The sequence below is a fragment of the Oribacterium sinus genome (assembly GCF_963537195.1).
In the GTDB taxonomy this organism is placed as follows: domain Bacteria; phylum Bacillota; class Clostridia; order Lachnospirales; family Lachnospiraceae; genus Oribacterium; species Oribacterium sinus_A.
Map to the genome: position 1 here is coordinate 1 of NZ_CAUTEG010000068.1, position 12,955 is coordinate 12,955.

10 protein-coding genes and 2 pseudogenes are annotated in these 12,955 nt (G+C 41.7%); all 12 read left to right on the forward strand.

Annotated features, from left to right (window positions below):
- The coding region (locus tag RYL27_RS08110; protein WP_314966454.1) for a glycosyltransferase family 2 protein at nt 1-2,357 on the forward strand (2,357 nt) is incomplete at its 5' end.
- Nucleotides 2,358-2,408: 51 nt separating this feature from the next.
- Nucleotides 2,409-2,495: pseudogene (locus RYL27_RS11470) on the forward strand (toxin HicA); the annotation flags it as partial.
- Nucleotides 2,479-2,667: pseudogene (locus RYL27_RS08120) on the forward strand (type II toxin-antitoxin system HicB family antitoxin); the annotation flags it as partial. The pseudogenes RYL27_RS11470 and RYL27_RS08120, both read left to right, overlap by 17 nt.
- Before the next feature lie 205 nt (nt 2,668-2,872).
- Nucleotides 2,873-3,394 carry a hypothetical protein gene (locus RYL27_RS08125; protein ID WP_314966456.1) on the forward strand — a complete coding sequence of 174 codons (522 nt, stop codon included), beginning with the start codon at nt 2,873-2,875 and terminating at the stop codon, nt 3,392-3,394.
- A 359-nt stretch (nt 3,395-3,753) separates the two neighbouring features.
- Entirely contained in the window at nt 3,754-4,629 is an 876-nt protein-coding gene (locus tag RYL27_RS08130; protein WP_314966457.1) for a hypothetical protein, read from the forward strand.
- A 162-nt stretch (nt 4,630-4,791) separates the two neighbouring features.
- Nucleotides 4,792-4,992, forward strand: a complete 201-nt coding sequence (locus tag RYL27_RS11525; RefSeq protein WP_442945753.1) for a helix-turn-helix transcriptional regulator — start codon at nt 4,792-4,794, stop codon at nt 4,990-4,992.
- Between the two features lie 16 nt (nt 4,993-5,008).
- Nucleotides 5,009-5,530, forward strand: coding sequence for a hypothetical protein (locus RYL27_RS08135; protein ID WP_314966458.1), 522 nt, complete (start codon nt 5,009-5,011; stop codon nt 5,528-5,530).
- 186 nt (nt 5,531-5,716) lie between these two features.
- The gene (locus RYL27_RS08140) at nt 5,717-5,959 is read left to right on the forward strand and encodes a hypothetical protein (protein WP_314966469.1); all 243 of its coding nucleotides are present in this window, start codon (nt 5,717-5,719) and stop codon (nt 5,957-5,959) included.
- Nucleotides 5,960-6,182: 223 nt separating this feature from the next.
- Nucleotides 6,183-7,853, forward strand: coding sequence for a M3 family oligoendopeptidase (locus tag RYL27_RS08145; protein ID WP_314966461.1), 1,671 nt, complete (start codon nt 6,183-6,185; stop codon nt 7,851-7,853).
- A gap of 93 nt (nt 7,854-7,946) precedes the next feature.
- On the forward strand, nt 7,947-9,440 hold the full coding sequence (locus RYL27_RS08150; RefSeq protein WP_314966463.1) for an aminotransferase class I/II-fold pyridoxal phosphate-dependent enzyme: 1,494 nt from the start codon (nt 7,947-7,949) through the stop codon (nt 9,438-9,440).
- A gap of 122 nt (nt 9,441-9,562) precedes the next feature.
- Nucleotides 9,563-11,347: an ABC transporter ATP-binding protein gene (locus RYL27_RS08155; protein ID WP_314966465.1), complete on the forward strand. Its 1,785-nt coding sequence runs from the start codon at nt 9,563-9,565 to the stop codon at nt 11,345-11,347.
- 154 nt (nt 11,348-11,501) lie between these two features.
- Entirely contained in the window at nt 11,502-12,851 is a 1,350-nt protein-coding gene (locus tag RYL27_RS08160; protein WP_314966467.1) for an ATP-binding protein, read from the forward strand.
- The last annotated feature ends 104 nt before the right edge of the window (nt 12,852-12,955 follow it).

Consider the following 12,955-nt stretch of genomic DNA (forward strand, 5'->3'; position numbering starts at 1 on the left):
GAGAAGGAAAACTGCATATTCAGGGTTGGGCCTTCGGAAGAAATCCGGAGACTCCTGTGAAACTGTCCATTCAGGGAAGACAGGGAGAAAAAAGAGAATTTTCCTATGAGGAAGTGGAGCGGGAAACCGTAAATGAGGCCTATTTCCCGAAGTACGAGGAGGAAAACGGGAAGAAAATCAAAAGAAAGCTGGGCTTTTCTATAGACACACCCTATGAGCTCTCGAAGGGCGAAAGGGTGGAGCTTTTGCTCGAGGTGGATCATCAGCTTCGCCGCTTTGCCTTTGATGATAAAAAAATCGAGTCCTTTAACTCTCATGCCCACAAGAAGATGGAGAAGTTCCTGGCCCTTTTCCAATGGGAAACGGTGGAGGCGGTGAAGGACACCCTGAAAAAGGGCGGTCTCTCCGCTCTTTGGCATAAGAGTGTGCGAAAGCTAAAGAGTATTGAAGAGGATTACGACTATAACGAGTGGTACAAAAAAGAAAAGACCGGAGCGGAAGAGCTTTCGAGACAAAGAGCGGAAGTTTGGGAGAATCCCCTGCTTTTTTCCATTGTGATTCCGGTGTATCGTCCCAAGGAGGCTTTTTTACGAAGACTCTTAGACAGCATTTTATCCCAGACCTACCCCCATTTTGAAATTTGCCTTGCGGATGCTTCCGAGCTTTCCGAGGATTCCTTGGAAAATGGAGAAAAGTCCCCCATTGCGGTTTTAAAGGAGTATCAGGAGAAGGACAGCAGAGTGCGTTTTACTGCCCTTCCCAAGAATCTGGGCATTTCCGGAAATACCAATGCTGCCATTGCCATGGCCAAGGGAGATTTCATCATTTTCTCCGACCATGATGATGAGCTGACGGAAGATGCCTTATATACCATTGCGAAAACCATCAAGGAGCATCCCAAGGCGGAGCTTCTCTATAGTGATGAGGACAAGATTGACTTTGCTTCCGCTTACTACTTTGAGCCCCACTTTAAGCCGGACTACAGTCCGGAGCTTCTCCGAAGTGTAAATTATTTCTGCCATTTATTGATTGCCAAACGTTCTTTGCTGGAGGCGGTAGCAAAGGAGGGAGAAGAGGGAGAGAAGATTTACGAGCAAAAGGAATATGACGGTGCCCAGGATTATGACCTGATTTTACGTTTATGCGAAGAGGCGGAAAGAAGAGAAAAGGCGGCAGGCCTTAGCGAAGAGGAGAAGAAGGCGCAGGAAGAGGCAGTCTTCACTTCTTCCACCATTATCCATATCAGGAAGGTCCTCTACCATTGGCGCTCTCACCAGCTTTCCACGGCACAAAATCCGGAGGCAAAGCTCTATGCCTTTACTGCCGGAGAGCGGGCGGTTTTCGACCATGCAAAGCGCCTGGGGCTTCCCATTGAAAAGGTGGAGCGGGGGATCACCTATGGCTACTATCACTGCCACTATGCCTTGGAGAAAAAGGAAGGGGAGCTTCCTCTTATTTCCGTGATTATCCCCAGCAAAGACCATAGTGAGGATTTGGATCTGGCCATTCGTTCTCTCTTCGCCGGAAGCTATCCTTATCTGGAAGTGATTGTGGTGGAGAACAATTCCGTAGAGGAAAAGACATTTGCCTACTATGAAAAGATTCAGGAGGAATTCCCGGCACGATACGGAGATTTCCAAAAGAAGGCGGTACGGGTGGTGCGCTGGGAAAGAGAGTTTAACTACTCCGCCATCAATAACTTCGGGGTGAGCTTTGCCCACGGAGAATATCTCCTCTTTATGAACAATGATATTGAGTGCCTGAAGAAAGATTCTGTGGAGGAAATGCTCCAGTTTGTGCAGCAGGAGGAAGTTGGCATCTGCGGTGCAAGGCTTCTTTACCCGGATAAGATGATTCAGCATGCCGGCGTAGTCATGGGCTTTGGCGGGATTGCCGGAGCCACCTTTATCGGTACCCACGAAACGGAAAACAGCTACATGCATAGGGCAGCCTGCATTCAAAACTATTCAGCTGTAACTGCCGCCGTTTTAATGACCAAGAAATCCCTCTTTGATAAGGTGGGAGGTTTCCGAGAAGAGCTTGCGGTAGCCTTTAATGATGTGGATTTTTGTTTAAAGATTCGCGCCCTTGGAAAGCGGGTGGTGTATACCCCTTATGCTCTTTTTACCCACTATGAGTCCAAGTCCAGAGGCCTAGAGGACAATCCGGAGAAGGTAAAGCGTTTCAACGGAGAGATTGTCTGCCTGGCAAAGCATTGGCCGAAGATTTTGAGACAGGGAGATCCCTACTATAACCCGGCACTTACTCTAAGGAAGTCAAACTTTACGCTAAGAGACCTTTCCGTAGAGAAGGTGGGAGAGCCATTTCCTTTGGAGATACTGAAGGATATTGTATAAATGAGGTTACGATGCCTGAAGCATCTGTATACCGGCATTTCTTGCAATCTAAAGCACGAACCGATTAAGAAGGTATATGTAGAAATGGTGCGGCAGATTGTAGAAAGTGAGGCGAAAAATGATGAAGACGCTGAATGATTATTTGGCAATATCTTATCGTATGGAAATTGTAGAAGATAAGGATGAAGGCGGATTCGTAGTTTCCTTTCCGGATTTACCCGGTTGTATTAGCTGTGGCGAGACAGTAGAAAGTGCAGTAGCGAATGCGATGGATGCAAAAAAAGAATGGCTTGCAGCAGCATTGGAAGAAGTAAGATAAACCATAGATGAAAAGCTTGTTTTCTCTTACAAAGAAAATTGTCCATCCTTTCTAATAATTTTTTAAGTCATTCTCAAGAAATTGGGAATGACTTTTATTTTTTCTTAGATATAATGAGAGAAATAAATATACTCTAGCTGCACAAAAAAACAAGTAACGAATGATCTTCAATCTTTTTTGAGAAAGGACGGTATTTATGGACGAAGACAGGATTTTACACAAAAATTTGACTTTGATTTTTTGTTATGTTCTGGCAGTTCCGGTGGCATTTTCTTGGACACTTGCCACGCTTACAGGGAAAAATCTTCTTCCTCTTTTTCTTCTGGCCTTGTTTATTCCTTATCTTTTCTACCTTCGTAGGGTACAGGGGGCTTTCTATCCGCCGGAAGAACAGGAAGAAGCCGGAGGAAGAAATATTCGTAAGCAGGGAAAAGAGGGGCTTGTATTTATTGGCTTGATTTCCCTTTCAATGCTGATTGTGTTTCTAAGCTTAATCAATATGGATTTTGCGTTTTTTGGATTGATTTTAGTGAAAGTACTGAGCTTTATAGGGGGCGGTATCAGTCTTTATCGCTGCTCTCAACGCTATTTAGAGCGAAGCTCTATGACTAAGCCCCTTTTGGCCTTATTCTTCTTTGTGTTTTTGGCTCATAGCTATGAAATATTGCTTTGGATGTCCTTTAAGGCCAGTGTTTTGCTTTTGGAAATGGGATTCTAATTTGATTTATAAAAGAGATAGAGGAATATGAAAATAGTTGTACAATTCTGTAATCTAGATAACAGGATTGAACCTGTACTTATCTATTTTTCAAAAAAACATAAGTAAACTGGCAATTGATGAAGTGTATATATCAAGTAAAGCGCAATTAATGTACTAAATACTATTATCCAAAATGAAAATAATAGTTTTTTCTAAAAACATTTAATTATTCTAGGCTAATATAAATATTTAGTCAAGTAAAATGAGCCTATATTTTATAGAGAATAAAATAGTGCAAAAATTAAAAAATATTATTACTATAGAGAAAATTGAATGCATTCAAAGAACAAAGGCTAATTTGAAAAAAGGAGACAAGTATGAAAAAAACAATGTGCTTTCTTGCCACGCTTTTCTTTATTATGACTTATGGTATTTCTGCTTTTGCAAGTAAGAATATAAGTATGCCAGATGGTTCAAAAGCTAGTGCTATGCGTAGAGCTGAGTATATCTATGGAAATAATGAGCTAAAAATAAAAAAAGAACTGGTATCTATAGGAGGAGAGCAATTAACTCTTGAAGAACTAGCCAAAGATTATTTAGAGTTTATAGAGGATGAAAAAAGTAAAACTGCAAATTCCTCACAGCTAAGAATGGCTCCAGTAGCTCCAGATTACCTTAATACATATATTTATGAACAAATCAGAAAAGGACGTATTCCAAATACAGAAAAGGCAAAAAGAGATTTACGAAATAGTCTTGTAAGGAGTATGTTTTTTTATCTAGGGAATGTAGCAAGTGTTCAGTATAAATTGGCTGGAAAGTTATTGTCTCATTCTGCTACAAAAAATCCTAGTAATTTGTCTTTTAGCAGTACTTCTTATGAAGCAAAGCAAATTATGAATTCTAGAGAGTATAAGACTATAATTGATAGGGCAAGGAACAATGTAAAAAACAAAAGAATATCTACTTATAACTTTTCTGATAGCATCACATTAAATAGTACAACAGATTTACATCTTGCCCTTAATCGTGTAGACTACTCAGTAAAGTGTAATAAACGGAGAAATAGTAAGTATTGGGATGTAGAAATAACCATTAAAGACAAATATAATTTTGAGTATTGGGCTTGGAAAAGATCATCTTCATCTTCCTATTCTACTTATATAAATAACGTGGGTTATTATATGCAAGAACGAGACATTTTAACTCCGTACTATGTTACTATAACTACTAAAGACAGTTTTCACGAATAGAGTAAATGTGCTGGAAACAGGAACGGAGAACAAATTTGTATTCATTCATAATCAGGATTTTTTAAAGAAGTGTCATGATTTTTAAAGGAGGAATCTAGGATTAAGGTTATTATTTTAGTTCTTAAACAGTAGTAATACTGCATAGAAAGGAAAGGTGACTAGATGGAGGATATACCACTAGGTAAAAGAATAGCTCAAAGGAGAAAGGAACTTGGGTATAGTCAAGAACAATTAGCACGGCTGTTATGCATAAGTCATAAAACGGTTTCTAGTTGGGAGTGCGGGCGTGGATGTCCTAGTTTGTCTTTCTTATTGCATCTGTCTAAGATATTAGAACTGGAATCAATAGATTTATTCCTGTAGAAAGTGAGGAGGAAGTATGTACGAAAATAGAATGTTACACAAAAATTTGACTTTGATTTTTTGCTATGTTCTGGCGGTTCCGGTGGCATTTTCTTGGACTATTGCTACGCTTACAGGGAAAAATCTTCTTCCTCTTTTTCTTCTGGCCTTGTTTATTCCTTATCTTTTCTACCTTCGTAGGGTACAGGGGGCTTTCTATCCGCCGGAAGAACAGGAAGAAGCCGGAGGAAGAAATATTCGTAAGCAGGGAAAAGAGGGGATTGTATTTATTGGATTAGTTTCCTTCTCTATGCTGATCGTGTTTCTAAGCTTAATGAATATGGATTTTGCGTTTTTGGGATTGATTTTAGTGAAAGTACTGAGCTTTATAGGGGGCGGTATCAGTCTCTATCGCTGTTCTCAACGCTTTTTAGAGCGAAGCTCTATGACTAAGCCCCTTTTGGCCTTATTTTTCTTTATATTTTTGGCACATAGCTATGAGATATTGCTCTGGATGTCCTTTAAGGCCAGTGTTATACTTTTAGAGTTAGGATTTTAGGATTGTATTTTCAGAAAAGGTCGGTAGAAATAGTATAACTATTTTTCGCCGGCCTTTTTTCGGTGTATGGACGTTAAATCGCTATGAAATCTTGGAAAAGTGTCAGAATCAGGGCAAAAATACCTTGGAAAAGTGTCAAAATTGGCTTAAAAATACCTTGGAAAAATGTCAAATAGGAGGAAAATGATGAAAGCTGCAAAGGAGTATAATGTTCACCTTGATAATAAAAAGAGAGTTACTTTGCGCGGTGCTTTATATCAGTATTATAACGTTAAGGAATATGAAAATGGTTGTATTATGCTAGAGCCTCGTGAATTGACGGTTCCGGATACTATTTCTGCACGTACTTTGAAAGATATGGATAAGGCTATCAGCAATTATAAACAAGGATACGTATCAGAACCTATAGATCTCTCGGATTTTGGATAGTGTGAAAATAACACAAGCAAACATAAGTATGAGTTTTTTCTTTGGTCTTATAGCGCCACGACTTTAATAGATGGGGACTGTAAAAATCATTTTGATTTTTACATCCCCTATTTTTTCTATGCAAAAGGATAAAGGAAAAGCACAAAACTTATGGAATATTCCCATAGAAATGTTATGCTTATACCGATTGTAGTAGAGTGTAATATATGAATTGGAGGAAAATATGAAATTTACCGAATTTCCCTATGAGAGAATTGATTTTGATAAACTGAAGGCTGATTTTTTGGAACTGTGCGAGGGGGTAGATAAGGCGGAGTCAGGAGAGGAGCTTTTTGCCCTGCATCAAAAATACTATAAGCTGGTGGATGATGTGATGACGGAAAGTGTGATTGCCAGCATTCGAAACGACATTGACATGACGGATCCCTTCTACGAGAAGGAGAGAGCCTTTTATGATGTCCATATGCCCATTTTCCGAAATCTCTTAGTGGACTATCAAATGCGGGTTTACCATTCTCCCCACAGAGCCTATATGGAAGAAAAGCTGGGACATGTGGCCTTTAAAAACATGGAGCTGGCACAGAAGGCGGTAGACATTTCCCTGATTCCCCTGATGCAAAAAGAAAATGAACTAACCACCGAATACGGTAAGCTTCTGGCTTCTGCAAAGATTCCCTGGGAAGGGGAGAACCTGAATCTTTCCCTCATGACACCCTACCTTACCGCAGAGGATCAAGAGGTGCGTAAGAAGGCATGGAAGGCGTATACCAAGTTCTTTGAGGACAATGCGGAGAAGCTGGACTCTATCTATGATGCATTGGTCAAGAATCGTACCGAGCAGGGGCAAATGATGGGTTATCCGGATTTCACGGAAATCGGCTATGCCAGAATGAATCGAAACTGCTATGGGGAGAGGGAGATTGCCTCCTTCCGTCAGCAGGTAAAACGGGATTTGGTGCCCTTTGTTCAGAAGCTTCATGAGAGAAGAAGGGAGCGCCTTGGGCTGGACAAGCTTTATTACTATGATGAAGGGGTATTTTTCAAGGAGGGAAATCCGGCTCCCATCGGAACACCGGAGGAAATCCTGGCAGCAGGGCAGAAGATGTACGATGCTCTTTCTCCGGAAACCTCCAAGTTTATGCAGGATATGATGAAAATGGAGCTTTTCGATGTGCTGGGCAGAAAGAACAAGAGAACCGGCGGGTATATGGAAATGCTTCCCAACTACCACATGCCCTTTATCTTTGCCAACTTCAACGGTACAGCCGGAGACTGTGACGTGATTACCCACGAATGCGGGCACGCCTTCCAGGGCTATATTACAGCGGATCTACCCATTCATGAGCATAATCAGTTGACCATGGAAACGGCGGAAACCCACTCCATGTCCATGGAATTCTTTACCGAGCCTTGGATGGATTTATTCTTCGGGGATCGGGCAAAGGACTACCTTTCCATGCATTTTGAAGAGTTCCTGATGTTTATCCCCTACGGCACCATGGTGGATGAGTTCCAAAACATTGTTTATAAGAATCCGAAAATGACTCCGAAGGAGAGAAAGTTGCTTTGGAGAACCCTGGAGCAGGAGTATAAGCCTCATTTGGATTATGCGGACAATGCCTTTATGGAAGAGGGGGGCTTCTGGCAGAAGCAGCATCATATCTATGACCTGCCTTACTATTACATTGATTACTGCATTGCCGGCATCAATGCCTTACAGTACAAGGCTTGGATGGATAAGGATTTTCAGGGGGCATGGAAGAGCTATATGGAGTTCTCCAAGTACTCCGCATCCCTGTTCTTTACAGAACTGGAGGAAAAGGTTGGTCTGATGAATCCCTTTAAAGAGGGGACCATTAAGAAGATTGTAGAGGATTTGGAGAAGAATCTTTAAATCTAAGCGAGAAAAGATTTGTTCAAAAGATGCCGTAAAGCAGGCTATATCTCTCTTGAGATTTGATGAATAGCAATTAGATAAGGAAAGAAAATGAAGGATAAATCGAAAGAGGGGCGGAACCTTTCCCCCTCTCCTTTAGAAAAATATTTTCAGCGCTACAATGAAAAAAATCTCCTGCCCCTGCACATGCCGGGGCACCAAAGAAAGGCGGAAATGGGCACAGCCCTTCCCTATGCCTACGATTATACAGAGGTAGAGGACTTGGATAATCTCCATGCTCCGGAAGGAGTTTTGCAGGAAGCCATGAATCGCACTGCCGCCTACTATGGCTGTTCGGATTGCTTCTATCTTGTAAATGGCAGTTCCTCCGGTTTACAGGCAGGCATTTTCACTCTGTTGGAAGAGGGAGATGAGGTAGTGGTGGCAAGAAATTGCCACCGCTCTGTTTTTTATGCCTTATCTCTCCGAAAGGCAAAGATTCATTTTCTTCTGCCGGAGTTTTGGGAGGATTTTTCCTGCTTCGGCTCGGTTTCTCTGAAGGAAGTGGAAAGACTGTTGCGGGAGTTTCCAAAGAGTAAGGCCTTGATTTTTACCAGCCCAAGCTATGAGGGGGTGGTCTCCGATGTGGAAGCGATTGCAAGGCTCTGCCATGAAAATGGCCTTGCCCTTCTGGTGGATGAAGCCCACGGAGCCCATTTTTCTCCGAAAAAGGGAGCTTCCTTTCCGGTGTCCGCCATATCCCTAGGGGCGGACCTGGTGGTGCAAAGCCCCCACAAAACCCTTTGCTCCTTAACCCAGAGCGCCTGGATATTGGGAAACGGAGAAAGATACAGCAGGGAAAAGCTGTCTTTTTACCTTTCCGTATTTCAAACGACCTCTCCCTCCTATCCTCTGATGCTTTCTTTGGAAAAGGCTACGACATTTTTGGAAAGAGAGGGAGAAGCACTATTTTCTCATTGGAAGAAAGTGATGAAGAGCTTTCGGGAGCAGGCAAGGACACTTTCTTATTTTTCCTTTCTTTGGGAGAAGGAAGAAGCTTGCTTTGCTATGGATTTTTCTAAGATTTTCCTGCGAGCCCTAGGAATTCCCAAGCTTAGACTGGGTAAGGACTTGGCTAAGCTTCTTCGGGAAGATTACGGTATTGAATCGGAAATGCATAGCGGAGAAAATCTGCTTTTGATGACAGGTCCTTTTATTTCGGAAGAGGAACTGGATAGATTGTTTTTGGCCCTAAAGGATATAGAAAGAAGATTTGGGGAGGAGAAGGGAAAGCCACTCCGTTCTAAACTCCTATCCTCTGCCCTTTATCAAATTTCTGTAGCGGACAACAGTTTGCAAATTTCAGAAGGCCTAAAAGAAGGAGAGGAGCTTAGTCTTTGTGACGGAGAAGGTCGCATTTGCCTGGAATATCTTAGCCTTTATCCGCCCGGAATCCCCCTACTTTTCCCCGGAGAGAAGCTTACAAGGGGAAAAATTCAAGGGATAGAAGCTTTGGAAAGGGAAGGGATAGAGCTTCAGTATTCCAGACACCGACAGGGGGAGAGAGGGAAGCTTATTTTCCAAAAGGACAAGGGAAATGTGTAAAGGAAAAGTATAGAGATAAAGTATAGAGATAAAGTATAGAGAAAAAGTATAGAAGCGTGACAAGAGAGTACGTAAGGGTATAAAAATAGGACAATAGAGTATGACAGCAGGAAGGAAAAGTTATGAAGCGGCGTAATCCCTTAAGTCAAAGCTTTTTTCAAGGCAATCGGAAAAATCTATTTATGGCGGTTTTGGGCACCACGGTTTTGTCCGTGGGTATTCTTTCAGTACCCCAACTGATGCAGATTTTGATTGATTTCCTATCCGGAAATCGCCGTTATAATATGCATCAAATCGTCCTAATGGCTATAGCGGTTTTACTGATGGTGAGCTTTTCCGGTCTTTGTACCTACTATTTTCGAACGAAGTTCAGCGCCAAGGCTGTTTTGCAGTACCGAAAAACGGCTTATCATTATCTTTCCCAAAAGAAGGTAACGGAGTTTTACGGACAGAATACGGCGGTGTATCTTTCCGCCCTGAATACGGATTTACAGAAAATCAAAGAGGATTTTTTAGACCAGATTCCCATACTTTCTCAAATCGTTATTTGCGGAATCGGGGCGGTATTGGTGATGATTCGCTACAATTTCTTTTTAGCCATGATGGCCTGTCTCATTTCCCTGATTCCCTTTTTTGCCGCTCTTTTCTCCGGAAGAAATATGGAGAAGATTGAGGAGAACTTATCCCAGGAAAATGCGGAATATCTAGCTTTTTTGAAGGATTTTGCTGTTGGCTTTACCATCATTAAGTCCTATAAGGTGGAGGAAATCTTTTCTGCCCTTCATGATAGAATCTGCCAAAAGGTGGAGCGCCGCATGGAAGAGCGGGAAAAATGCGTGGAGAAAATCAATTACTTTGCCGCCATTTCCGGCTATATCACCCAGTTTGCCATTTTGCTCCTATGCGCTGTTGTGGCCTATAGAAGCAAAAGCATTTCCGTGGGAACCGTGCTGGCTTTTTCACGACTGATTAACTATATCATTGACCCGGTGACAGAGCTTCCCGGAATGCTTAGCAAGGCAAGAACCGCCTACGCCCTTTCCGAACAATTTTGGGAGAAGATAGGAGAAGGGGAGCAGGAGCAGAAAGAGAGGCAGGAGCAGGAGAAGAGCGGTGAAATCGTTAAGGACGATTATCACAAACATATCGATACAGACTCCCATGAGAAAGCCCTTCCCATCCCGGCTTTACAGGGAGATATTTGCTTCTCCCATATTTCCTTTTCCTATACTTCGGAAAAGCAGGTTTTGAAGGACTTTACGCTGCGGGTAAAGGAGGAAGAAAAACTGATTCTTCTGGGAGCCTCGGGTTCAGGAAAGTCCTCTATTTTAAAGCTTCTTATGGGAATTGAGGGAAGTCAAGGGGGAGAGATTTCCATTGGTAATAGAGCTCTTTCCACCCTTCCCGAGGAAAGCCTCTTTCGTTCGATTTCCTATATTCAACAAGAGGTCTTTATTTTTGACGGCAGTATCTATGAGAACATCACGCTCTTTCAAAAATACAGTGAAGAGGAGATTAAGCAGGCCATTGAAAAGTCCGGTTTAAAGACTCTGATTTCGGAGAAAGGCTTGGACTATGCTTGCGGGGAAAATGGATCGGCTCTTTCCGGTGGAGAACGGCAAAGAATCAATATTGCCAGAAGTCTTCTTCGAAAAACTCCTATTCTTCTTGCAGACGAGATTACTGCAGCTTTGGATAAGGAAAATAGCTATCTGGTATTGGATTCCCTTTTATCCTTGGAGAATATCACGGAGATTTTGGTACTCCATGATTTGGATGCCAGAATTTTAAGTCGTGTAGATCGGATTTGTGTGTTAAAAGAAGGGGAGATCGTAGAGGAAGGAATCTTCTCGGAACTTATGGAAAAGAAGGGATACTTTTACTCGCTCTTTATGATGGAACAGTAAGGATATTTTGTGCCATTTTCATGAAATGTGAGAAAAAGGCAAAAAATGGCTCATAAAATGTGAGAAAAAGGCGAAAAGTGGCTCATGAAATGTGATGAAAGGCGTTGAAGTGGCTATTTTTTTGTGATACCATCCCTCTATGGAGGGGTGAAAAATGTATTTTAAAAGAAAGATAGATGATTTTTTGCAGGAATGGAAGGCGGATGCCAAGCATAAGCCTTTGATTATTAAGGGCGCCAGACAAATAGGAAAGACGGAATCCATTTTACATTTTGCAAAACAGAACTATAAAAGTATCGTTTATATCAATTTTGCTCTGGAAAAAAAGTTCATGCAGATTTTAGCAGATGGGTATGATGTGGAAAGTGTGACCAGAAATATCACCTTGGCAGACCCGTCTATTCAGTTTATTCCGAAGGAAAGCATTATTCTTTTTGATGAAATACAGGAAAATCCTGATGTGGCGACTACCTTGAAATCCTTCCATAGAGATGGAAATTATGATGTGATTTGTAGCGGTTCCATGCTGGGCATAAATTATAAAAGAATTCACAGTAATAGCGTTGGCTCTAAAACGGACTATGAAATGTTTTCTATGGATTTTGAAGAATTTCTTTGGGCAAAGGGCTATAGGGAGGAGCAGATTGGCAGTATCCTTAGCCACATGCTGGAAAACAAGTCATTTAACGAGAATGAGCTCTCCATTTTTAAAGAGCTCTTTCTCACCTACTCAGTCCTTGGGGGAATGCCGGATGTGGTAAAGCAGTATTTGGAGACAGGGACATTTTCCGGTACTCTGGATTTGCAGAATCAGATTCGATTGGACTATGAAGAGGATGTCAGAAAGTATGCAGAGGGCTTGGATCAGACAAAGATTATCAGTGTCTATCGAAGCATTCCCGCCCAGCTGGCTAAGGAAAATAAGAAGTTTCAGTTTAATAAGGTGGCGAAGAATGCCAGATCCCGGGAATATAGCGGCTGCATCGACTGGTTGAAGGATGCAGGCATCATCATGGAATGTAACTGCCTCCAATTCCCCGAGCTTCCTTTAAAGGGAAATATCGAAGAAAGCAAATACAAACTATATTATATGGATACCGGTCTGTTGATTTCTTCTTTGGATGAGGAGGCGCAGGAGGACCTTAGAGTCAATAAGAACCTGGGGGTGTACAAGGGGGCTTTGTATGAAAACTTTGTTGCAGAGGCTTTTGTGAAGCAAGGCTTAGGACTCTATTACTATAAGAAGGAAAATGCCAGCCTGGAGGAAGATTTTTTTGTGCGTACCCAAAATGCTTTGGTTCCGGTAGAGGTGAAGGCTAATAGCAATCAGTCGAAAGCTCTTTCCACCTTAATTAGCAATAAGCGATATCAGGATATTTCTTTTGGTATTAAACTTGGAGATGTAAATGTGGGATATGCCAATCAGATTTATACCTTCCCCTATTTTTGTGCCTTTAAATTGAAGGAATATTTGAAGAAAAAGGATTTTCATATGGACATGTGAGTTATAGAAATTCGAAGAAAAGTATCGATGTTAGCTCATTAGAATTTGGTTAGTTCCTTAGAGTAATGTATGAGCATTGTGTATTGTCCGATGCTCTAAAATTG

What these genes read in the sequence shown, in the direction of transcription:
- RYL27_RS08125 (WP_314966456.1), top strand. Translation starts at nt 2,873, where the DNA reads ATGGACGAAGACAGGATTTTACACAAAAATTTGACTTTGATTTTTTGT.
- RYL27_RS11525 (WP_442945753.1), top strand. Translation starts at nt 4,792, where the DNA reads ATGGAGGATATACCACTAGGTAAAAGAATAGCTCAAAGGAGAAAGGAA.
- RYL27_RS08135 (WP_314966458.1), top strand. Translation starts at nt 5,009, where the DNA reads ATGTACGAAAATAGAATGTTACACAAAAATTTGACTTTGATTTTTTGC.
- RYL27_RS08155 (WP_314966465.1), top strand. Translation starts at nt 9,563, where the DNA reads ATGAAGCGGCGTAATCCCTTAAGTCAAAGCTTTTTTCAAGGCAATCGG.
- RYL27_RS08150 (WP_314966463.1), top strand. Translation starts at nt 7,947, where the DNA reads ATGAAGGATAAATCGAAAGAGGGGCGGAACCTTTCCCCCTCTCCTTTA.
- RYL27_RS08140 (WP_314966469.1), top strand. Translation starts at nt 5,717, where the DNA reads ATGAAAGCTGCAAAGGAGTATAATGTTCACCTTGATAATAAAAAGAGA.
- RYL27_RS08145 (WP_314966461.1), top strand. Translation starts at nt 6,183, where the DNA reads ATGAAATTTACCGAATTTCCCTATGAGAGAATTGATTTTGATAAACTG.
- RYL27_RS08130 (WP_314966457.1), top strand. Translation starts at nt 3,754, where the DNA reads ATGAAAAAAACAATGTGCTTTCTTGCCACGCTTTTCTTTATTATGACT.
- RYL27_RS08160 (WP_314966467.1), top strand. Translation starts at nt 11,502, where the DNA reads ATGTATTTTAAAAGAAAGATAGATGATTTTTTGCAGGAATGGAAGGCG.